Here is a 22,021-nt window from a genome sequence, read left to right as displayed (position 1 = left end):
CCGCCGACGGAGTTGTCCACAGGGCTGACGGGGCGGCCCGGCGATGAGGAATCCTGAGAGCATGTCCCGCGATCACGTGAAGGGCGCCACGGCAGCCCTCGGCCCCGTCCACGACGCCGACGCGCCGTTCCTCGAGCTGCTCGCCCGGGGTGCGGCCGCCGAGGCGTACGACCGGCCCGTGCTGCTCGCGCGCGCCGAGGGAGGGGACGGCGAGCGGATCGCGGCACTCGAACACGCCAAGCTGCTCGCACTGCGGGTGCGCTCGGAACTCGAGGGCCGACGCCGACGGGAGGCCGAGCTGTCGGCGCTCTTCGAGACGGCCCACGACCTCGCGGGCCCACGCGACGTGGACGCCGTTCTCCAGGCGATCGTGCAACGGGCCCGCTCGCTGCTCGGCACCGACATCGCCTACCTCAGCCTGCACGACCCGGCCAGGGGCGACACGTACATGAGGGTCACCGAGGGCTCGGTCGCCGCCCGCTTCCAGCAGTTGCGCCTCGGCATGGGCGAGGGACTCGGCGGCCTGGTCGCCCAGACGGCCCGCCCTTACGTCACCGACGACTACTTCCGCGACGACCGCTTCCGGCACACGACGACCATCGACGCGGGCGTACGTGACGAGGGACTGGTGGCGATTCTCGGCGTTCCACTCACACTGGGGCCCCATGTCATCGGGGTGTTGTTCGCCGCCGACCGGCGCGCCCGGGTCTTCGAACGGGAACAGATCGCCCTGCTCGCGTCCTTCGCCGCGCTCGCCGCGGCCGCCATCGACACGGCCAACCTGCTCACCGAGACGCGCTCGGCCCTGGCCGGCCTGGAGCACGCCAACGAGATCATCCGGGACCGCAGCGCGGTCATCGAGCGCGCCTCCGACGTCCACGACCGGCTGGCCGAACTGGTCCTGCGCGGTGGCGGGGTCCACGACGTGGCCGCCGCCGTGTCCCAAGTACTCGACGGCACCGTGGAGTTCCTGGAAAGCGCACCGCCCGACGCGTTGGAGGCATCCCGCGCGGAAGGCCACGCCGTACGCCATCAGGACGACTGGATCGCGGCGGTGGCAGCGGGCGGAGAACTGCTCGGCGCTCTGGTGCTGCGCGGCCACCGGGACCTCGACCCGGTCGACCAGCGCACCCTGGAGCGGGCCGCGATGGTCACCTCCCTGCTGCTCCTGGCCAGACGCTCCGCCGCCGAGGCCGAACAACGCGTTCGCGGCGAGCTCCTCGACGACCTGCTCGAGGCCCGCGACCGTGACCCGCGCCTGCTGCGCGAGCGCGCCGCCCGGCTGCACGCCGACCTCGACGCGACCCACGTCGTGCTCGCGGCCCGCCTCGACGCCGCCGCACCCGACGCGGACCAGGAGGCGGCCGCACGCCGACGCCTGTGGTCCGCCGCCTCGCACCTCGCCGCCACCCGGCACGGCCTGGCAGCCACCCGCGACGGCGGCACCGTCCTGCTGCTGCCCCTCGAACACGGCGACACCGCGACGGAGCTTGCCCGCCGTACCGCGCTGCACCTCGGCACCGCCGTCCACGAAGCGGTCACCGTCGGCGCGTCCGCGCCGGTGCGCGGCCTCGCCGCCGACCCGGACACGGTGGTCGCCGCGTACGCGGAGGGCCGCCGCTGCCTCGACGCACTGCGGCTGCTGGGCCGTTCCGGCGACGGGGCGGCCGCCGAGGACTTCGGCTTCCTGGGGCTGCTCCTCGCGGGCGACCGGGACGTGGCGGGCTTCGTGGACCGCACCATAGGCCCGGTCGTGGCCTACGACGAGCGGCGCGGTACCGACCTGCTGCGCACCCTCGACGCGTACTTCGCCGCCGGCATGAGCCCGGCCCGAACCAAGGACGAACTCCACGTTCACGTCAACACGGTGGCCCAGCGGCTCGAACGCGTCGGCCGTCTCCTCGGCGACGACTGGCAGAGCCCCGCCCGCGTACTGGAGATTCAACTCGCCCTGCGACTGCACAGGTTGTCGACGTCTGCGCCACACTGAACCTGGACCGCGCTGATCCCTGCGCCACCCTCGACCCCGCACCGCCGTCGACCCGCACCGCCGTCGACCCGCACCGCCGTCGACCCGCACCGCACCGCACCCTGACGTACGGACCTCCGAACCTACGGCTCTCCGAACGCGTCGGCCTCCGTACGCGCGGGCGGCGTACGGAGGCGGCTGCGCGGGGGTGGGCGGGGATACGGGACCGGGATTCAGACGGCGCGCGCGTCCGTCGCGGGAGCCTGCGTGTGTTCCGGGCCGGCGGCGGGCCCGCCGCCGGCCGGATCGCTGTCGGCCAGGTCGCGGTGACGGGTCTCCTTGGCGACTCCCACGGCGACGACCGTCACCAGGGCCGCGGCGATCACGTACAGGGCGATCGGCGTGGAGCTGTCGTAGTCGGCCAGCAGTGCGGTGGCGATCAGCGGCGCCGGCGCGCCTGCCGCCACCGAGGCGAACTGGGCGCCGATGGAAGCGCCGGAGTAGCGCATACGGGTCGCGAACATCTCGGAGAAGAAGGCGGCCTGGGGCGCGTACATCGCCCCGTGCAGAACCAGGCCCACCGTCACGGCGAGGACGAGGCTGCCGAACGCGCCGGTGTCGACCAGTGAGAAGAAGGGGAACATCCAGAGCCCGATCCCGACGGCGCCCAGAAGATACACGGGGCGCCGCCCGATCCGGTCGGACAGCGCACCCCAGGCGGGAATCACCGCGAAGTGCACGGCGGAGGCGATGAGTACGGCGTTGAGCGCCGTCTGTTTGGAGACACCTGCCGAGGTGGTCGCGTACACGAGGATGAACGCGGTGATGACGTAGTAGGAGATGTTCTCCGCCATACGCGCGCCCATCGCGACCAGTACGTCACGCCAGTGGTGCCGCAGCACCGACACCAGAGGCAGTGGCTCCGCCTCCGCCGAACGCACCGCCTTGCGGGCCTCGGCCTTCTCCAACGCCTGCCGGAAGACAGGGGATTCATCGACAGACAGACGAATCCACAAACCGACGACCACCAGCACGCCGGAGAGAAGGAAGGGGATCCGCCAGCCCCAGGAGGCGAAGGCGGCGTCGGAGAGCACGGCGGTCAGCAGGGACAGCACGCCGGTCGCGAGCAACTGCCCTGCGGGCGCGCCCGTCTGCGGCCACGAGGCCCAGAAACCGCGCCGCCGCGCGTCCCCGTGCTCGGACACCAGCAGAACGGCTCCGCCCCACTCACCGCCGAGCGCGAAGCCCTGGACCAGCCGCAGCACGGTCAGCAGCACGGGCGCGGCGCTCCCGACGGTCGCGTGCGTCGGCAGCAGCCCGATCGCGAAGGTCGCCCCGCCCATCAGCAGCAGACTGAGCACCAGCAGCTTCTTGCGCCCGAGCCGGTCCCCGAAGTGCCCGAAGACCAGCGCGCCGAGCGGCCGCGCGGCGAAACCGACGGCGTAGGTCAGGAACGACAGGAGCGTGCCGACGAGCGGGTCGGAGCCCGGAAAGAACAGCTTGTTGAAGACGAGGGCGGCGGCGGAGCCGTAGAGGAAGAAGTCGTACCACTCGATGGTGGTGCCGATGAGGCTGGCGGCGACGATGCGCTTGAGGCTGGCGGGGGGTGGGGGAGCGGTCGCGGGGGTGGACATCGGCACCACTTCCAAGCGGTTGGCGGGGACGGGTTCGTGTCGCCATACCGTAGGAATCCGCAGGTCAGGGGCACATGTGGTGGGGCAACACAGTTCGAGGGTCGGCTATGCGTGTGGCCACCATGCCGGCTCACGGACACGCGGTTCGGGGTCTCGACGGTCGTCGAAACGAGTGCCGTCCGGGATGTGTAGACCGGCGTCTCCGCCCGGAAGTCGACGCGCTACGACTACTCGGGCGCCGCCTGGGGCAGGAGCGACGACGAGTTCAGCAAGTCCGCCCTGCGCACCTACAGCGAGTGGCGTGGCTACCCAGCAGGCGCCGGCGTTCTCGGCGACCTGACGTTCATCCGGGAGGGCTGGAAGACCTTGGGACGCGGCTGCGACGACGTCGTCGTCTCCTGCGGGCCTCCGCCCACCGCCTGACCGGCGCGGCCTGCCAAGGTGGGCCGCGCACCACACCACCCGCACCGAGCACGGACTGCACCACAGGAGCGAACACCATGGGCAAACAGCGCATCACCGTCTGTCTGCCGCCCGTAGGCCCCGAAGGGTTGAAGCAGGCGATCGGGCAGGCCATGGACCCCTTCCGGTACGACCGTGAGGACCGTCCCCATCCGGACTGGGTGGGGGAGTGGAGCTACTGGTTCGTCTCGGGGGCGGGCTGTCTCTTCGACGTGTTGCCCGGCCACGAGGAGGACCCCCGGCTCGTGCGCTACGACGACTGGACCGAACCCCCGGAGGACCTGCCGCCCTCCCGCTGCCACGGCGGCCCGCGCAGCATCCTCGACCTCGACACGCCCCGCGCCGCCGAGGCCCGCCGGGCCGGCGACACCTGGACGGCCTACCAGACCTTCTCCGATCGCTACCCGCCGGCGCTTCCCTTCCACCACTTCGCCGAGCGGGCCAGGACCCTGGACCCCGAACACGCCAGGGAGGAGGCCGTGACCGCCTTCCGGGAGCAGCCCCTCATCCGGGCTATCGAGTCCGACCCCGCCCTGGAGGAGCGGTTCGGCTCCGACCCCGCCTACCACTTCGACGAGGATCTCGAGACGTACGTCTCCCGCCACGTGGCCGCCGTGTTGCCCACCCCCGCCCTGCTCACCCTCGACGGGCGGTGGGTGGAGGGCGGCGGCCCCGATCACGAGCGCATGTTCAACGGCTACCTGGACGGTCTTCCTGCCGACACGATGGTTGTGCGGGTGCTGTACCACGCGTGACGCAGCAAAGGTATCGGCGCTATCGCGTGGGCCGGCAAGACGGCATGTGTGAGAGCCGTGATGAACGGCCCGTCGATGAGGCGAAGGCGCACATGCGATGACGATGACGGAGCGACGCGCGATGGCGCTGGGGTGCGAGAAGTTGACTACGATCTGTCAGACCTACTGGCCTCTGGGGCAGCTCCGCTGTCGGGCCGAACTCTCGTCTGCCGCCCTTGACCGGCCCGGTTGGGTTCCGGTGCTGGGTCGGTGCTGAGTTGCAGGGTGCCAAGAAGGCAACTCTGCAGGTCCTAGCCCCGATCGAATGAGTGTCGTGCCACTCGATGGTGGTGCCGATGAGGCTGGCGGCGACGGTGCGCTTGAGGCTGGCGGGGGGTGGGGGAGCGGTCGCGGGGGTGGACATCGGCACCACAGGACGGCGACGCCCCCGCCGTTGTCGCCAAGGCGATCGTCACGGCAGCGACCGACGCGAAGCCGAAACTGCGCTACACCGCCGGCCCCATGGCCGGACGAGCGCGCCTGCTCCCCTTTGTTCCTGCCTGGGCCTTCGACAGGCACATCCGCAAGACGAACAAGCTGGCCGGCTGACACCCGCCACCCGCGAACCCCCATCACGCCGTCGGGACCGGGAGAGGCCCATGTCCGAGACCCGCACTCCGCCACCGTCGCGAGCCGGCGCGCCGCCGCGTCCGCCGCGGATCGCGGTGACGTCGACGCCGCGGCCGCGTGCCTGGGCCGCGACGTCGTGCTCGGCTCGCCGCTCACCGAGCGGTTCCGGCTCGAGGGACCTGACCGGCTGCGCTCCTTCCTGACCTCGGCGTTCACGGCGGTCGAGGACATCCGCCGCCACACTCGGACCGGCGAGGGCGACGCGTACACGCTGTTCTGCCCGGCGCGGGTGGGCTACCGGCCGTTCGAGGAGGCGCAACTGCTGCGGCCCGGCGACGAGTCACACATCAAGGAGATCACGCTCCTTCGGGGCCCAGCGTGTGCTGCCCGCGGTTCTCCGTGTGTCCGCGGGACGGCCGCCGGCCGGAGCTCAGCGCAGGCCGGCGAAGAGGTCGTTCTCGGGCAGGGGCGCACCGGTGGTGTCGTGGACCCGCACGAACGTCTCCACGCCCATGAGCTGCGTGAACCTCTCCTTGCCCATCCGCAGGAAGAAGATGTTCTCACCCTGGCTGGCATGCGCGGCCAGCGCGTCGAACTTCTGGCCGGCGAAGTCGGTGGTGTCCACCCACGTGGTGATCTCCTCGTCGGGCAGGCCGATTTCGGGCCCCTCTTCGGCCTCGGACGGATCCGGCTCCTCCCAGTCCCCGCCGAACTCGCGCATGATCTGCCCGAACTCCTTCATCATCGAGCGCGGAGCCGTCGTCCAGTACACCTTCGACGCCATCCCGGTCAGCGACAGCGCTGCCATCGTGATCCGGTTCGCCTGGATGTGATCGGGGTGGCCGTAGAACCCGTTCTCGTCGTAGGTCACGACGACATCCGGCTGGTAGCGCAGCATCAGTTCGGCCAGCCGAGCGGCTGCCTCCTCCACGGGCGTACTCCAGAACGATCCGGGCGCGGTGTTGGCCGGCCAGCCCATCATCCCGGAGTCGGCGTACCCGAGCAGCTCAAGATGACCGACCCCCAGGACGTCGCAGCTCGCTTCGAGCTCGCTTCGACGCAGCACGGCAACGGCGGCCGGATCATGCCCGGGGTCGCCCGGCTTGGCGCCCCCCGGACCGTCACCGCAGCCACCGTCGGTGCATGTGACAAGTACCGTGCGGATGCCCTCCGCCGCATAACGCCCCAGGACACCCCCGGTTCCCGTGGCCTCGTCGTCCGGGTGGGCGTGCACTGCCATCAGCGTCAAAGGCCGGTCAGCCATGAAATCCATCCCCTGTTCGGTCAAGCGGTCGGTGCCAGTCTGCGGCACAGCGGAACGTGACCGCCCGCAGCCCGCCGAGTCCGTCCGGCGTCCCCAGGATCCGACCGGCCCGGGTTCACCCGCTGCTGACCTTCAACTGATCATTTCCGAAGTGATCATTTCAGCACGAGCCCCGGCCGGATAGACCGCTTCTGGAAGGGCAAGCCCGGGCGGACCGCCTTCGGTTGGGCGGGGAGGCCCTGATGGCCGTGTTCGGCGCGACGGTCCCGGAGGGCTTGCGCGACCTGAAGCGAGCCGCTCCAGTCGCGGCTCGAGGCGACCCGACGAAAGGGACGGTGTGGGCGGGCGGCCTCCTGTGCTGCTGGGACATGGGGCGGCGCCTCGGCTTGGAAATTGAAAACCGGTCGGTTTACCATGGAGCTGAAACCGACCGGTTTCACCAGTCGGAGTCCCGGCAGGGTGCCGCGTCCGCACCTCCGGTTCCGTCGGCGGCCATGTGGGCCGAGAGCGGACGTTCCGAGGGTCGCCGGCCCGCAATGAAGCTGTCCGGCCCGCTGCGGATACGAGTGTGCTGTCCAGGACCGGAGTCGACTGGAAGGTGATGGACGAGAAGGAGATGAAGGAGGAACTCGGCAAGGGCAAGCTGTACGGCGCGCTCGTCGCCCCCGCCGACTTCACCTCCGCCACCACCGCACTCACCGGCGCCGCGACCACCGGCGCCGCACTCACCGGCGCCGCGACCACCGGCGCCGCGACCACCGGGGCCCCGGCCCGCCCGACGCTGACGGTGCTGACCAACCAGTCCGCCGGCAGCGTGGGCTCCGCTCTGGCCAGGACGGCGACGACGCAGGCGGCCGAGAGCGCCTCGCTCCAGGTGGGCAGGGAGCTGACGGCCCGGAGTGGGGCCGGACAGGCGCAGTTGCCCGCCGCGGCACGCGTCCTGCTGGCCGACCCGGCCGCCGTCACGGTGAGGGACGGCCACCCGCTCGACGCGCACAGTGGCCTGGGTCTGACGGCGTTCTACTACGCGCTCGTCCTGGTGGTCTGCGGCATGCTCTCCGCCAACGTCATCAGCGGCCAGGTGGACCACGCCCTCGGCTACACCCACAACGACATGGGCCCACTGCGCCTGCACCGCCCGCTGGTCCGCGCGACGCGGGTGCAGACCCTCGCCATCGGCGGCACCCTCATGGCCGGGCTGTCCCTGCTGATGGGCACGCTGGTCATGGCGGGCGCGGTCGGCCTCATGGGCATGGACGCCTCCCACCTGCCGCTGCTGTGGCTGTACTCGGTGTGCGCCATTGCCGTCGCCGGGACCGGCGCGCTCACCCTCCTCGCCGTGTTCGGCACGCCCGGCATGCTGGTGGTCACGCTGGTCTTCATCGGGATGGCGGTGCCGACGGCCAACGCCACCACGCCGATTCAGGCGCTGCCCGGCTTCTACCGCTTCCTGGCGGAGTTCGAGCCGCTGCGGCAGATCACCGGCGGCATCCGCTCGATCCTGTACTGCGACGCCCAGGCCGACGCCGGTCCGACCCGGGGCTGGGTCATGATGGCCGTCGGCCTCGTGGCGGCCGTCCTCTTCGGCTTCGGCATGACCAGCTGGTACGACCGCAAGGGGCTGCACCGCATCCCCGCCGAGACGGAGCCCGATCAGGCCGCTGCCCCGGCGTAGCGGAACGCGGCTCACCCAGGACGGGGCCACTGTGCGGAGTGCCGGGGATGCGCCCGGCGCCGGGCGGACGCCTGAAAGCCACTCAGAGCCCCGGCGGCTGGGCCTTGAAACCGATCGGTTTCTATTTCGTCCGATGCGAGTTAACCTCACGATATGACCACCAACGTGAAGCCAAGTCCCAGAGAGCGGCTGCTGGAGGCGGCGGCCACGCTCACCTACCGCGACGGCGTCGGCATCGGCGTCGAGGCGCTGTGCAAGGCGGCGGGGGTGTCGAAGCGCTCCATGTACCAACTGTTCGAGAGCAAGGACGAACTGCTGGCGGCGAGCCTGAAGGAGCGTGCCGCTGACTTCGTGGCGACCCTCCTGCCCCCGGCGGACGATGGCCGTTCCCCCCGCGAGCGGATCCTGTACGTCTTCGAGCGGGTGGAGTCGCAGGCGGGTGGGCCCGACTTCCGAGGCTGCCGGTACCTGGCTGTGCAGATCGAGCTCAAGGATCAGACCCACCCCGCGAGCCGGGTGGCCCACCGGATCAAGGCGAACCTGACGGCCTTCTTCCGTGGCGAGGCCGAACGGGGTGGCGCGAGCGAACCCGACCTGCTGGCCCGGCAGCTCATCCTGGTCTTCGACGGCGCCAGCGCCCGCGCGGGAATCCAGGCCGACAACCTGACCGGGCTCATCGCACCCACGGTGGACACCCTGCTCGATGCGGCAGGCATGCGCTGACGTACCCCGTGTGCGAGCAGGCCCGGAGACCGAAGCGCTCTTTCGGGTCGAAGCCCGTCTCCGGCGGCCCGAGCAGCGCCGACGGCTTCACGCCCCTGCTTTCCGGCCGTCCGAGGAAAGCCCGATGGCCGTAGGAGTGTCGCCGACCATGCCACAGGCGTAGAAGCTTGTGGTCGCGTGGACATCGGCACCCAGCGACAGACGCACCGTCTCCCACAGTCTCATCCAGCCGGCCCGGACGAGTTCGCCGGTCTCGCATCGTCCTCTGCCTCGGCGGCCGCGACGACGGGGTGTCCCTGCGTCCGCGTCATGGGGATCAACCAGTGGCACGAGGAGACGCAATGGCCCCTGTCGCGGGCCGTGGACACGGACCCCTGTCGCGGGCCGTGGACACGGACTTCCACCTGCGCGCGGACGGGCGCCTGACGCAGGATCCGCCGTCCACCGCCGAGCAGCCCGAGGTTTCACCTACGACCCCATGGATCCGGCGCCGACCACCGGCGGCGCACTCCTGATGACCGAAGAGTTCCGTCCCGGGCCGCTCGACCAGACTGCCGTAGAAGCGCGCGAGGACGTCCTGGTCTTCACCACGGAACCGCTCGCCGAGGACCTGGAGGTGACCGGCCGCGTCCGTGCGGTGCTCTTCGCGGCTACGGACGGGCCCTCGACCGACTGGGTGGCCCGCCATTGCGACGTCGACGAGAACGGCGTCTCGCTCAACGTGGCCGACGGCATCGTGAGGGTGCGCGCGGCGGCACCGGGTGAGGCGGCCGAGCACGTCGTGGACCTGTGGTCGACCAGCATCGTCTTCAGGGCGGGCCACCGGATACGGGTCCAGGTCCTCCAGCAACTTCCCGTGCTGGGACCGCAACCTCAACACGGGCGACCCCGAAGAGACCGCGACCACGGCCCGGGTGGCCCACCAGCAGGTCTTCCACGACCCCGCCCGGCCGTCCCGCATCGTCCTGCCGGTAATTCCGGTCCCATGGGACGCGCCGGAGATCCACGCGGCGGAGGCGGGCGCCCGGCTCCACGGCGACACCGCACGCCGTGGTCATCCGCCGCTCAACCGACTTGCATGACGAAACCGATCGGTTTACAGTGGTGAAACCGATCGGTTTTCATCTTGGTGGAGGTAGTCATGACAGCAATCAAGGGCGCCAACGTCCTCGTCACCGGAGGCAGCCGGGGCATCGGCAGGGTGCTGGTCGAGGAGCTCTACGCGCGCGGCGCCGGCAAGGTCTACGCCACGGCCCGTGACCCGCGCACGGTGACCCACCCCGATGCCGTTGCGCTGGCGCTCGAGGCCACCGACCCGGCATCCGTGGCAGCCGCCGCCGAGCAGGCCCAGGACGTCACCATCCTGATCAACAACGCCGGGGCCTCCGTCCGCGCTTCGTACCTCAACTCCCCGATGGAGGAGGTGCGCCGGGATCTGGATACCAACTTCTACGGGCCGCTGCTGGTCACCCGGGCCTTCGTGCCGGTCATCGAGCGCAACGGCGGGGGTCACATCCTCAACGCCCACTCCGTTCTGTCCTGGCTGGCCGACGGCACGCCCTACGGCGCCTCCAAGGCCGCCCTGTGGTCGCAGACCAACTCGCTGCGTCTGGAGTTGCAGCCGCGCGGCATAGCGGTGACCGGGCTCCACATGGCCTACGTGGACACCGACATGACCTCGGGCGTCGACGCACCCAAGGCCGACCCCCGCGACATCGCCGTGGCCGCACTCGACGGCATCGAGGCAGGGGCGTACGAGGTGCTGGCCGACGACACCACCCGCTGGGTCAAGTCCCAGCTGTCCGCCGACCTGGAAGCCATGTACGCCCAGTTGGCGAAGTAGCGGCACGCACTCACGCACCGCAAGGAGATCAGGCACCGCGGACGGGGGCAGCTCGCCGACCGAGAGCTTCCGTGGCCAGGGCGGGCCGGAGCACCCGTTGACCGCTGTCGCGCCTCTTCTGCACGGCCCGGTGGTGCTGCCGGGTTGCGGCCACTGGACACAGCAGGAGCGTCCCGCCGCGGTCGACACCGCACTCCTCGGCTCGCCGGCGTCGACGGCCCCGCGTCCCGATGAGGCCGCGCGGCATCCGCCTCGTGGCTTCTCGACAACTGACTCCCCCCACCGGACAGAGGACACATTGATGCCTGAGCGCAATCCCATCCTGATCACCGGTGCCTCCGGCGAGATCGGTGGTGTGAGCCGAACGATGGTCGGCATGCTGCTCGAACAGGGGCACCCGGTGCGGGCGTTCGTGCGCCAGGACGACGAGCGCGCGCACTCGCTCCGCCAGGCGGGTGCCGAGGTCTTCGTCGGCGACCTGCTCACCATTGCCGATGTGAGCGCCGCGTTGAAGGGCGTCCGACGCATCTACTTCAGCATGAGCCTGTCGCCGTACTACACCGACGCCGTCAGCCTGATGGCCGCGGCGGCGCGGGCGCGGGGTGACATCGAGGTCTTCGTCAACATCTCCGAGTACGAGCAGTCGTTCATGACGTTCGACAGGATGACCGCGCCGGAGGAAGAACGACGTGCGTGGCTCGGCGGACTCGTCGCCAACTGGTCGCCGCAGCAACGGGCCCACTGGGTCGCCGAGCAGGTGCTGGAGTGGTCCGGCCTCCCGACCGTCAACATCCGGGCGGCCATGTTCGTCGAGAACCCCCTGATGACCTGGCTGGCGCTGGAACCGCTGGGCAACGGTGAACTGCGTCTGCCCTTCGGTGACCACCGGCTCGCGCCCGTCGCTGGTTACGACGTGGCGGAGCTGTGCGTGAGGATCCTCGCGGAGCCGGCGCCGCACGTCTCGAAGTCCTACGCCCTCAACGGCCCGGAACTGAAGGACATGCACGGGTTCGCGCAGGACTACGCGGCCGCACTGGGACGCCAGGTCGCTTACGTCCCCGAAGACGTCGAAACCTGGAACGAGACCTATGTGGACACCGCCCTGGCCGCGTTCCCGCACATCGCGGAGCACCTGAAGACCCTGACCCGGCTGATGGGCGGCGGCGGATACCGCGGCGTCACCGACCAGCTCGAAACCCTGCTCGGACGCCCGCCGAAGACCGTGCGGTGGGCGTTGGAGAACCATCCGCGCATCCGGAGGCTCGCGGCTGCCTGAACCGCTCAGCGATCCGGGCCATCGCTCCAGCTCGTCGGATCCCGCCCTTCGACGCGTGCGGGTGGCCGAACGCACCTTCTGGGAGCACCTGCCCAGGCATGAGGGAATCGGCGGGGTGCCGGACGCGGAACGGTGTGCCCGGTGGCGCTGTTGTGGCGACCTCGCCGGGTACCGAGCCAGGTAGGTGGGGGCGACCGCGGCGCTGAAGGCACCGGACCGGTCCGAGGGCCCCGTTTTCAGTGGTGTGTGCCGTATCACGCCCCCTGAGAGCCGCCCAAGTTGTCTGAGTCACAGCGGAAATGTCCCTTTGGCGTCCATGCTCGACGAGGCGAGCGGCTCCCGAAGCGGAGCCCATCGGCATGGGCGCGCAGTTCCGAAGTGGCCCATGACGCAGCCCTCGTGACGTTCCTCCTCGTTCCCCTGGAAAGGTGCCCATCATGGCCGCTTACCTCTGTCCTCCTGCCGTGATACACGGTGAGCACGCCGTGGAGACCAGCCAGATCGTGGCGGAGGTGCGCGACCGGCACCCGCACGCGGCGTGGGCACCGCGGATCGACGGCATCGCGGCAAGTACGGGCATCGAGTCCCGTGGGTGGATGCTGCCGTTGGAGACCGCCGTCGCGCCCGGCGACGGCGGCGGCCTGCGGGCTGTCGGCATCGAGCCCGCCCAAAAGGCGCTGGCACGCGACGGGTTCACCCAGCAGGACGTGGACCGCGTGATCGCCGCCCTCGAGGCGATACCCACGCCGCAGACCGTCCAGGAGCGCACCGCCCCGGCCTGGGAGGCCGTGCAGTCCTACGGGGAGCGCGCGGCGCGCGGGGCCCTGCAGATCGCCGGGCTGGACGCCGCGGACGTCGACTGTCTGATCACCAGTCACTCCACCACCCCGGCGCTGCCGGGTCTGGACGTCTCCCTGGCCAACAGGCTTTCGCTGCGCGACGACGTGATGCTGCTGCCGGCCACGCAGTGGGCCTGCATCGCGGGAACCCGCTCCCTGGCCCTGGCGGCGGATCTCGTGGCCGCGGACCCCGAACGGGTGGTCCTGGTCGTGATCGCGGAGGCGCTGAGCACCACCTACCAGCCCGCGGACGACACCATCGAGTCCCTGATCGTCCGCTTGCTGTTCGCGGACACCGCGGTCGCCGCGGTGGTCACGGGCCGCCCGAGGCGCGAGTCGGTGCTGCGGCTGGACGCCGCCTGGCACCACACCCTGCCCGGCACCCAGGACCTGCACCGCCTGGAGACACGCGCGGACGGCGCCCACTTCGTGATGGACCGGCGCGGGCCGCGCGCCGTACAGGAGACGGTCACCGCGATGTGGGAGTGGCTGCGCGTCCGTTACCAGGACGACCCGGACTCCTGGCACCCCGACGTGCTGCTCGCGCACCCCGGCGGGACCCGGGTGCTGGAGTACATGGAGCAGACGATGCCCGACGCATGGCCGGCGGGGCTGCTGGAGTACAGCCGGGACAGCTACACCAGCGGCAACCGCGGAGGCGCCGCCGTGTTCGACATCGTGAGGCGGGCGCACGACGCCGGGCAGAAGCCGGGCGATCGCGCCGTCCTGTACGCGGCGGCACCGGGCCTCACCGCCACCGCCCTGGAAGGGGAATGGCTGTAATGCGAGCCCGCGCCACCCGAACCGGCAGGCGGGCCGCTCGCGTCACCGGCCACTCCCCCCGAACCGGCAGACGCGCCGTTCGCGTCACCTGCCACTCCACCTCTACCGCGAAGGGCGCCGCTCGCGTCACCTGCCACTCCACCTCTACCGCGAAGGGCGCCGCTCGCGTCACCTGCCACTCCACCTCTACCGCGAAGGGCGCCGCTCGCGTCACCGGCCACGCCACCCCTACCGCTGAGGGCGCCGTCCGCACTGTCGGCGGCGTCGGCTGACGCGCACGACGCACCTACCCGCGCAGCGGTCGTGTACCCCGGCCGCGCCCCGCCGGCAGCCGCGTCACCTCGCGACCTCCGCCCAGACCACTTTGCCGGTGTCCGTCCACCGCACCCCCCACCGGGTGGTGAGCCTGTGCACGATGTGCAGGCCGCGCCCGCCGTCGTCGAGGAGGCCGCCAGGGCTCAGACGTGGCCTGCCGTTGCCGGTGTCGCCCACCTCGCACAGCAGACCGTGACGGGCCCTGATCAGTCGGATCGTGATGGGCCCGGTGGCGAAGCGCACCGCGTTCGTCACCAGCTCGCTGACCAGCAGCGGCACGTCGTCCCGGGTGTGGCCCGTGGTGTGCCACCGCCGCAGCAGCGCGGAGACGTGGGCGCGGGCACGGGCGGGCGCGTCGTCGCGGGCGGGCAGCCGCCAGGTCGCGGTGTCCCCCTTTCGGTAGCCGATCATGCGCGCGAGCAGCAGGGTCACGTCGTCGCGCTGACGCACGGGCGCCAGCGTGGAGACGACGTGCCGCGCGGCCTGTTGCAGGGCGTCCCAGGGATGCACCGTGGACACGGCCTCCGCCAGCCTGCCGATGCCCTCGTCGATCGACAGGGCCCGGTCCTCCACCAGGCCGTCGGTGTAGAGGGCGAGCAGGGAGCCGGGAGGCGCGCCGAACGTGTGCACCTCGAACGGCTCACGCAACGCGAACTCGGCGCCCAGGCCGGGGTGAGGGCGGACAGCGAGCGGGCCCGCGTGCCCGTCCGGAAGCACCAGGACCGGGGGAAGGTGACCGGCGCTGGAGAGCGTCACCTGATGGCTGACGGGGTCGTAGAGGGCGATGCAGCAGGTGGAGCCGAGGGCGCTGTAGCCGGCCGCCAGCCCGGACTCCGCGTCGTCCAGCAGCGTCACGGTCTCGTCCAAATGCTCCAGCACCTCGTCGGGTGCCAGCCCCGCGGACAGCAGTGCGCGCGCCTCCATGCTCAGCTGGCCCATGGCTGCCGCGGCTCCCAGGCCGTGCCCGACGACGTCGCCGACCACCAGCGCGGTACGGCCGTCCGGCAGCGGAAAACTGTTCACCCAGTCGCCGCCGACACCGGCGCTGTCGGGGGTGGCGGGCTGATAGACGCTGGCGATCTCAAGGGTGTCGCCGCCGCTCCGGGGCAGCAGCCGGCGCTGCAACGCCAGCACCTGCGTGTGCTCGCGCTGGTGCTGACGAGCCAGGTCGACGTGATGGGCGGTCCTGGCCACCAGTTCCTGCAGGTCGAACAACTCGCTGTCGCGGAAGGAGGAGTCCGCCCGCCGCCAGACCTCCGCCACGCCCAGCACGACCGGCGGCGCGCCGTCCAGGACCAGCGGTATGCACGCCACCCCCGCCGACCGGTCACCGGGCACCAGGGCACGGATCACTCGCGGACTGCCGAGCAGCCGCTCCACCGCCTCCCGGTCCGGTATGACGATGGCCTGCGGGGCGTCGTCCCGGCGTACCGCCTGCGCCAGCAGGCGACTCGCGTCGCTCGGCAGATCACCGCCCGGAGTCACGTAACCCTCGGGCCACACGCGGTCCGGGACCAGGGCTGCCCGCCGTAGCCGGATTCGCCCCTGCGCCTGTTCGGTGACTCCCTCGCCCGTCCACACGGCGAAGTCGAGGTCGACGGCGGCCACGTCTCCCCAGGCCAGCAGGGACTCCGCCAGCGACTGCGCGGTCTCGCCGATGTCCAGCGAGGTGCCGATCGCGGTCTCGGCGGCGTACAGGTGCAGCCGTCTGGCCATGGCGATCAAGGAGACGGTCAGGCCCTCCTGAGGCGCCGCGGCGGGCAGGATGCTCATCGAGACCACCAGCTCCGACCCGTCGCCGCGTCGCAGGCGCTGGATCCGGGCGACGTGCGCCTCACCGATCTCCAGGACCTGCCGCAACCGCCGGGTGACCGTCGGTATGTCCCCGGGAGGCAGGAGATCGGCGAAAGCGCTCCCGGCCACGGGGTCCAGGCCCGCGAACACGGCGGCGTCGAGATTGCAGCGGGTGATTCTCAGATCCCCGTCCAGGTTGACGACGCCGAGGATCTGGTCGTGACGGTCGGCTGCCGGGTTGTCCGGTGCGCGTGGGCGGGCGGCGCGGTCATCCTGCGCGTCATCGGGACCGGTGGCCGCTGCCGATCCGCCGCGCGGGATGTAGCGCCCCAGGGCGCTGCTGACCAGCTCGAACGGCGATGAGGGCGAGGGCGTGGAGTCCATGCGGCTCTCTCGGCAATCCCCGGCGCAGCGCCGGGGTCGTTACTCGGACCCGTGCGACGGGGCCCCGAGATCCCTGACCGCACACCTCATTGAATAACACCGGGGGTCGCTTCGCACACACCAGCGGATCGCGCGGTGAACGCCGACAGTGCGGGAGTACCGCGGTCGGTGGGGCCACGCTCACCCGGCCGGGGCACCGCCCGCCAGGATTCGACGGCCACCGCGGTTCCACCGCGCGCCGACCGTGATGGCCGGTCCGAGTCCGCCGTGGGGGCGCGCGCGGGGGCGGGTGAGCGGCGGGCCCCGTCCGCAGGGCAGGTGCCGGCGCATCGGCCTCCAGCGCCCCGTGCGCCGTCCGTATCCCACACGCATCCCAGCGGTGATCCGTTTCCGCAGGTCACAGGCGTGGGACTGTCCCGGCATCCCGATCCGGGGCGAGTCGATCCGCTTACGGACGGCCGCTGCCAGCATGACCTGAGCCGGGGGCTCCCGGTCACTCTCGAGGGGGGAACATCACATGGGACGAAGGACGCTTCTGCGGGGTCTGACCCTCGCCGTGGCAGCGGTCCTTGCCGGATACGGGCCCACCGCCGTGCAGGCGGCGGAGTCCGCTGCCACCGCGGTCGCGGTCTGCGGGCACACGAGCGCACAACCCACACTGCAGCGGGGATCGACGGGGGACTCGGCGATCGAGGCGCAGTGCGAGCTCAACCTGGCGACGAAGCCCAGCCGGTACACACCGATCGCGGCGGACGGCTCGTTCGGGTCGGCGACGGAGACGCGGGTCGAGGAGTTCCAGCGGTGCGCCGGGCTGGGCGTGGACGGTGTGCTCGGCCCGCAGACCTGGGCGGCGCTGAACACCTGGGCCGCGCAACCGCACAGCTGTGCGAACCAGGGCGCGTCGCGCACGACGCAGACGACCGTGTGCGGCCACACCGACACCCGTCCGACGCTGAAGCGGGGAGCGAAGGGCGTCGAGGTCGAGGAGGTCCAGTGCCGGCTGAACCTGGCCATGGAGCCGTTCCACCATCCGCCGCTGACGATCGACGGAGACTTCGGGGGTGGGACCGAGGCCCGCGTCATCGAGCTCCAGCACTGCGCCAACCTCAGTGCCGACGGCACCGTGGGCCCGAACACCTGGGCGAAACTGACGGACTGGTCCAGCCGTGACACGTACTGCGCGCCACCGCGTCCCGCCGGCTACCCGATCGACGGCCTGGACACGGCCAAGTACCAGCACCCCGGCGGCGCGCCGATCGACTGGAAGGCCGTACGGGCCTCGGGGGTCGAGTTCGCGACGGTCAAGGCCACCCGGGGTCTGAACGTCACCGACGAATACCTCGCCACCGATCTCGGGGCGGCCAGGGCGGCGGGGCTGGCCGTCGCGCCCTACCACTTCTACACGGGCACGTCGCCCGACACGGGTGGCGCGCAGGCCGACCGGTTCATCGCCGCGGTTCGGGCGACCGGCTACACCGGGCAGCGCGCGGGCGACCTGCCGCCCATATTCGACCTGGAACGCATGGACGACGGCAGCGGACGCTGTCCCACCTACGGCACGGTGGGCGACGCCAGGGTCTGGCTCGACAGGGTGGAGGCGGCGTTCGGCCGTACACCGGTCATCTACACCCAGAAGTCCTTCCTGGACGACTGCCTGGGTTCGACCACCGCCTTCGCCCGGTATCCGCTGCAACTCGCGGACTACCGCCAGTCGATCACCCAGCCGCCGGTGCCCAGCGGCTCGACGACCTGGGCGATGTGGCAGTACACCGACGCCGCGCTCTTCCCGGGCATCCAGGCGCCGGCGACCGGGGACGTGTTCAACGGCACCCAGGCCGATCTGGACCGGCTGGCCAACCGGTGATCCCGGCCGTATCGAGGAGGACCCCCATGATCGACCGGTTCGCACGCGCGTTGCTCGTCGCCCTGCTCGTCGCCCTGGGCTTCGCCGTTCCGGCGCCGGCCTCGGCCGCCGCCGCCACCGCCACGAGCTGTTACGGCGGGGCAGTCACGGTGCACTACGGGGACGTGCGCGACTTCGGCCCGTACCGGACCACGAGCCGCTGTACCGACATCAACATGCGCGTCACCGGCGGCGACGCGGACTACGTCGTCGCCTGCGTGAAGTTCGAGAGGACCGGCGTCTGCAACCGGTGGACCGAAGTCCGCCGGAGCTGGACGACCATCGCCACCGACGTCCTGGACGGCACCAGGTTCACGGTGCCCAACGGAGTGGATCTCGAGGGCAGTTCCGCCACCATCCAGATCGCCTTCTGACCCCCCTCACCCGAACGGAGACCACCATGATCGGAAGCAGGGCGTTCGTCTCGGTTGTGTTCACCGCGGCCGCGTTGCTGGGAGTGGGCGTCGCGCCCGCCTCCGCACAGCCCTCGACCGCCGCGGTCAGCTGCTACGGCGGCGCCAAGACCCTGACGTACCACTACCAGACAGCACCCAAGGAGTACGGCACCTACACCACGTCCTCGCGGTGCGGTGACATCAACATTCGACTCAGCGCGAACACGCCGGAGGGGGCGTTCCTGGACGCCTGTGTGGTGTTCGTCGACCACACCACCAAGTGCAACCACGACGACACGTACTCCACCCACGGCACCGAGTGGGCGACCGTCGCCACCGACGTCAAGGACGGCACCCACTTCGTCCTGCGCGTGCACGCCTATGACACCGACGCGCAGAACGTCACGTTCCAGATCGCCTACTGACCACCTCCCGCAGCACCTCTTCCCGCACCACCGTCCCGAAAGGACGACGATGACCTCTTCCTTCCGTCCCATCGACCGCCGCACCATGCTGCGAGGCACGCTGGCCGCCGGTGTCGGCGCAGCGTTCGGCCAGCTGCTGTTCCCGGGTGTCGCGCAGGCCTACTCGTGGTCGCGCACCCTGGAGCAGGGCGACACCGGCGCCGATGTGACCGAGCTGCAGATCCGGGTCGCGGGCTGGGCGGCCGACAGCGCCAGTCACACCCGGGTCGGCGTCGACGGGGACTTCGGCCCCGGCACGGCCGCGGCCGTGAAGCGGTTCCAGGCGGCGTACGGTCTCACCGCCGACGCCAGCGTCGGACCCAACACCCAGGCGAAGCTCAACGCGCTGGAGCAGTCGGACGGCTCCACGGTTCACTTCAACTGGAGCGAGTTCGTGGACCAGTCGAGCGGCACCTTCAACGGCGGCAAGCTGAGCGCGGCCCAGGTGAAGGAGAACGCCCGCCGCTGTATGTACAAGCTGGAGGCCCTGCGCAAGAAGCTCGGCGACAAGCCGATCACGGTCAACTCCGGCTTCCGCAGCATCGAGCACAACGCCGACATCGGCGGGGCCAGCGACAGCATGCACCTGTACGGCACCGCGGCCGACCTCGACGTCCCCGGCGTGGCCACCAAGACCGTCTACCAGAAGGCGGAGACCTGCGGCTTCTCCGGGCTGGAGCGGTATACCGTCGACCACCAGCACGTCGACAGCAGGGCTGACCTCGGCCGTGACTGGTGGTGGGAGAGCGGCACGGTCTGACGCCGCCCCGGGTGATCCGGAGTGGGTGGCCCCGGGTACCGCGGCGGCGGTCCCCGGGGCTCCGCGCTTCAGCTCTTCGGCGTGTCCTTCAGCGCCGCCTCGCAGGAGGGCCAGTCGTGGAAGTCATGCTGAGCGGCCCACAGACGGTGGGCGGCGTTGATGTTCCACTCCGGGTCGAACGCCCGCAGCGGGGTGCCGTCGAGCTCCCGCAGACGGGCGTCGGAGATCTGGAACAGGCCCCAGTTGCGGCTGCCGTTGGTGTTGGGCAGCACCCACAGCGGGTCGAGGAACGACGCACAGCGGGCGATGGCCACGGCCGTGCCGGGATCCTCGGTGAACACCTCACGGATCCGCTTCGCCACCCGGGCCGGCGACCACGTCGCCATGCTGACCTTCTGCGCGTAGAGCGCGTTCTTGGTGGCCTCGTCGACCACGTTGTTGGCCGGCATACCCGTCAGCACCTGGAACGCGGTCAGTCTGCGCAGGGTCTCCGGCCCGAAGTCCCCGTCGACGGCGAGCCTGCCCTTCGCCCGCACCAGCAGGCGCTGGACCTCGCGCACGCACTCGTCGTGCTGTCCCATGCTCACCGACCGGCACGCGGGGGAGTACAGCAGCCCGTCCCCGGCCGAGGACGGGGCACCGGCCGCCGGTGAGGCACTGGCGGGGCGTCCGGCGGGCAGCCATACGAAGCCGGCCACCAGTACCACCGCGACCACGGCGGCCAGTATCGCGAAACGGGAGGTCAGCTTCTCGGGCACCCGGGACCGGCGCGGCTCCTCGGTCCTGTCGGGGGTGATCTCCGCAGGGGCGGCTTCGGCCGGTCCGTGGCTCGTCCGCGCCGACGGGACAGGCTCCTCCGGCCCGGGGCCGGGCTGCGCGGGTACGGCTGGTCCGTCCGGTTCCGGTGTCGGGTTCTCCTTGGCGCTCACAGCCGGTACGTCCCGGTCGGTGTCCGCCAGCGCCCACAGCCGGTGGAGTTCGCGGAGCTCCTCCGCGCTGGCGCCGCACACCTTGGCGAAGGCGTGCACCACCCGGTAGTCCGTCGGGACGCTGAGGCCGGAGCAGTACCGATGCAGGCTCGAACTGCTGACGCCCGCTTCCTTGCCGAGGCGGTCGTAGCCCCGGCCGCTGCGGTCCTTCAGCATCCTGAGACGGGCGGCGAATCTATCGGTTTGCGGAGAGGCAACCACACTTCCACCCTTGCTCAAGCCCCTACTGACGGGTAGAAGCTACACCGCGAAATGGAGTGAGTGCGCCTTTCGCTGTCAGAACATATTCGTCAACGCCCTTTTGAAATACGGTATTTGACAGAGTGTCAACCCGCACCCCCGGGACCGGCGGGCGGCCCGGAGGGCCGGGCGGGTGCCGGACGTCAGGCGTCCGGGCTGACGTTGGCGGTGAGCAGGCGGAGCAGTTGCTTGGCCATGGCGTCCTGCTCGGGGGTCAGGCCCATGGCGTCACCGATCGCGAGCGGCACTGTGGAGGCCCGTTCGCGGAGTTCGGCGCCGGAGTCGGTGAGGCGGATCGCCACGGAACGCTCGTCCTCCGCGCGCCGTTCGCGGCGGAGCAGGCCACCCGCTTCGAGGCGCTTGAGGAGCGGCGAGAGGGTGCTCGACTCGAGCTGGAGGCTGGCGCCCAGGTCCCGTACGGAGATCGAGTCCCGCTCCCACAGCGTGAGCATGACCAGGTATTGCGGATAGGTCAGTCCGAGTTCGTCCAGCAGTGGCCGGTAGCGCGCGGTGACGGCGCGCGAGGCGGCGTAGAGGGCGAAGCAGAGCTGGTCGTCCAGTAGTAGCGAACCGTCGTCGCGCGTCGGTTCGGCTCCGGCTGCGGCCACGGTGCGACTCCTGGCTTCTGAGCTGTGCATGACGGTCACATCGTATCGGTGAGGTCTCCTCGATTGTATAGCGCGATATTTAGTTGTGCACGACTTAATCGCGCGCTACTCTTCTCGGGTGCCGCCGCTCCACGGCGAAGACCGCCGCCCGAGCCAGCCCGTGGCACCCGATCCGAGGAGATCGCCATGAACGCCGTCACCAGCACCACCGGCGCCCGTCCCGTGCTCGAGCCTGCCGCTCAGGCGTTCGCCGAGGCGACCGCGAACCCGCCGTACCTTTTCGATCTGGCGCCGGCGGAGGGGCGTAAGGCGGTCGACGAGGTGCAGTCGGGTGAGA

The 22,021-nt window shown here is 71.0% G+C and carries 17 protein-coding genes and 2 pseudogenes; 14 read left to right on the top strand and 5 right to left on the bottom strand.

What is annotated here, in order from left to right:
- The first annotated feature begins 61 nt into the window (after nt 1-61).
- Entirely contained in the window at nt 62-1,990 is a 1,929-nt protein-coding gene (locus ACIPFH_RS36065) for a helix-turn-helix domain-containing protein (protein WP_401833398.1), read from the top strand.
- A 212-nt stretch (nt 1,991-2,202) separates the two neighbouring features.
- Here the strand turns inward: ACIPFH_RS36065 and ACIPFH_RS36060 are convergent, their stop codons facing one another.
- On the bottom strand, nt 2,203-3,603 hold the full coding sequence (locus tag ACIPFH_RS36060; RefSeq protein ID WP_401833397.1) for an MFS transporter: 1,401 nt from the start codon (nt 3,601-3,603) through the stop codon (nt 2,203-2,205).
- A 500-nt stretch (nt 3,604-4,103) separates the two neighbouring features.
- On the opposite strand from ACIPFH_RS36060, the gene ACIPFH_RS36055 reads away from it, so the two are divergent.
- Both ACIPFH_RS36055 and ACIPFH_RS36050 read left to right on the top strand, forming a co-directional pair.
- On the top strand, nt 4,104-4,820 hold the full coding sequence (locus ACIPFH_RS36055; protein ID WP_401833396.1) for a hypothetical protein: 717 nt from the start codon (nt 4,104-4,106) through the stop codon (nt 4,818-4,820).
- A gap of 405 nt (nt 4,821-5,225) precedes the next feature.
- Nucleotides 5,226-5,408: pseudogene (locus ACIPFH_RS36050) on the top strand (short-chain dehydrogenase/reductase); the annotation flags it as partial.
- A 451-nt stretch (nt 5,409-5,859) separates the two neighbouring features.
- Here the strand turns inward: ACIPFH_RS36050 and ACIPFH_RS36045 are convergent.
- A complete protein-coding gene (locus tag ACIPFH_RS36045; protein WP_401833395.1) occupies nt 5,860-6,693 on the bottom strand; it encodes a PIG-L family deacetylase in 834 nt (277 codons plus the stop codon).
- Between the two features lie 568 nt (nt 6,694-7,261).
- On the opposite strand from ACIPFH_RS36045, the gene ACIPFH_RS36040 reads away from it, so the two are divergent.
- From ACIPFH_RS36040 to ACIPFH_RS36015, 6 genes are all read left to right on the top strand, one after another.
- Complete coding sequence (locus ACIPFH_RS36040) at nt 7,262-8,368, top strand: DUF3533 domain-containing protein (protein ID WP_401833393.1); 1,107 nt, start codon at nt 7,262-7,264, stop codon at nt 8,366-8,368.
- A 153-nt stretch (nt 8,369-8,521) separates the two neighbouring features.
- The gene (locus ACIPFH_RS36035) at nt 8,522-9,091 is read left to right on the top strand and encodes a TetR/AcrR family transcriptional regulator (RefSeq protein WP_401833390.1); all 570 of its coding nucleotides are present in this window, start codon (nt 8,522-8,524) and stop codon (nt 9,089-9,091) included.
- A gap of 478 nt (nt 9,092-9,569) precedes the next feature.
- Entirely contained in the window at nt 9,570-10,199 is a 630-nt protein-coding gene (locus ACIPFH_RS36030) for a CocE/NonD family hydrolase (RefSeq protein WP_401833387.1), read from the top strand.
- Between the two features lie 33 nt (nt 10,200-10,232).
- A complete protein-coding gene (locus ACIPFH_RS36025; RefSeq protein WP_401833385.1) occupies nt 10,233-10,934 on the top strand; it encodes an SDR family oxidoreductase in 702 nt (233 codons plus the stop codon).
- 301 nt (nt 10,935-11,235) lie between these two features.
- Nucleotides 11,236-12,210, top strand: a complete 975-nt coding sequence (locus ACIPFH_RS36020; protein WP_401833383.1) for an NAD(P)H-binding protein — start codon at nt 11,236-11,238, stop codon at nt 12,208-12,210.
- A 437-nt stretch (nt 12,211-12,647) separates the two neighbouring features.
- Nucleotides 12,648-13,832: a type III polyketide synthase gene (locus ACIPFH_RS36015; protein ID WP_401833380.1), complete on the top strand. Its 1,185-nt coding sequence runs from the start codon at nt 12,648-12,650 to the stop codon at nt 13,830-13,832.
- Between the two features lie 336 nt (nt 13,833-14,168).
- On the opposite strand, the gene ACIPFH_RS36010 is transcribed toward ACIPFH_RS36015, so the two are convergent.
- Nucleotides 14,169-16,325, bottom strand: a complete 2,157-nt coding sequence (locus tag ACIPFH_RS36010; protein ID WP_401833379.1) for a SpoIIE family protein phosphatase — start codon at nt 16,323-16,325, stop codon at nt 14,169-14,171.
- 517 nt (nt 16,326-16,842) lie between these two features.
- On the opposite strand from ACIPFH_RS36010, the gene ACIPFH_RS36005 reads away from it, so the two are divergent.
- From ACIPFH_RS36005 to ACIPFH_RS35990, 4 genes are read left to right on the top strand one after another with little or no spacing between them, the layout of a single operon-like run.
- On the top strand, nt 16,843-18,189 hold the full coding sequence (locus ACIPFH_RS36005) for a GH25 family lysozyme (protein WP_401833376.1): 1,347 nt from the start codon (nt 16,843-16,845) through the stop codon (nt 18,187-18,189).
- Between the two features lie 26 nt (nt 18,190-18,215).
- Entirely contained in the window at nt 18,216-18,602 is a 387-nt protein-coding gene (locus tag ACIPFH_RS36000) for a hypothetical protein (RefSeq protein WP_401833373.1), read from the top strand.
- Nucleotides 18,603-18,628: 26 nt separating this feature from the next.
- Nucleotides 18,629-19,048 (top strand): hypothetical protein, encoded by a 420-nt coding sequence (locus tag ACIPFH_RS35995; RefSeq protein WP_401833371.1) that lies wholly within the window; start codon nt 18,629-18,631, stop codon nt 19,046-19,048.
- A 49-nt stretch (nt 19,049-19,097) separates the two neighbouring features.
- Nucleotides 19,098-19,847 carry a D-Ala-D-Ala carboxypeptidase family metallohydrolase gene (locus tag ACIPFH_RS35990; protein WP_401833368.1) on the top strand — a complete coding sequence of 250 codons (750 nt, stop codon included), beginning with the start codon at nt 19,098-19,100 and terminating at the stop codon, nt 19,845-19,847.
- 68 nt (nt 19,848-19,915) lie between these two features.
- Here ACIPFH_RS35990 and ACIPFH_RS35985 read toward each other — a convergent pair whose 3' ends face one another.
- Complete coding sequence (locus ACIPFH_RS35985) at nt 19,916-20,992, bottom strand: helix-turn-helix domain-containing protein (RefSeq protein ID WP_401833367.1); 1,077 nt, start codon at nt 20,990-20,992, stop codon at nt 19,916-19,918.
- Between the two features lie 227 nt (nt 20,993-21,219).
- Nucleotides 21,220-21,684 carry a MarR family winged helix-turn-helix transcriptional regulator gene (locus tag ACIPFH_RS35980; RefSeq protein WP_401833364.1) on the bottom strand — a complete coding sequence of 155 codons (465 nt, stop codon included), beginning with the start codon at nt 21,682-21,684 and terminating at the stop codon, nt 21,220-21,222.
- 39 nt (nt 21,685-21,723) lie between these two features.
- Here ACIPFH_RS35980 and ACIPFH_RS35975 point away from each other — a divergent pair.
- Nucleotides 21,724-22,021, top strand: a pseudogene (locus ACIPFH_RS35975) (esterase); the annotation flags it as partial.

Source organism: Streptomyces sp. NPDC088157, from assembly GCF_044741545.1.
Lineage (GTDB): Bacteria > Actinomycetota > Actinomycetes > Streptomycetales > Streptomycetaceae > Streptomyces.
Note: the sequence above shows the minus strand (reverse complement) of the source record. Positions and strands in the feature narration are given on the sequence as shown.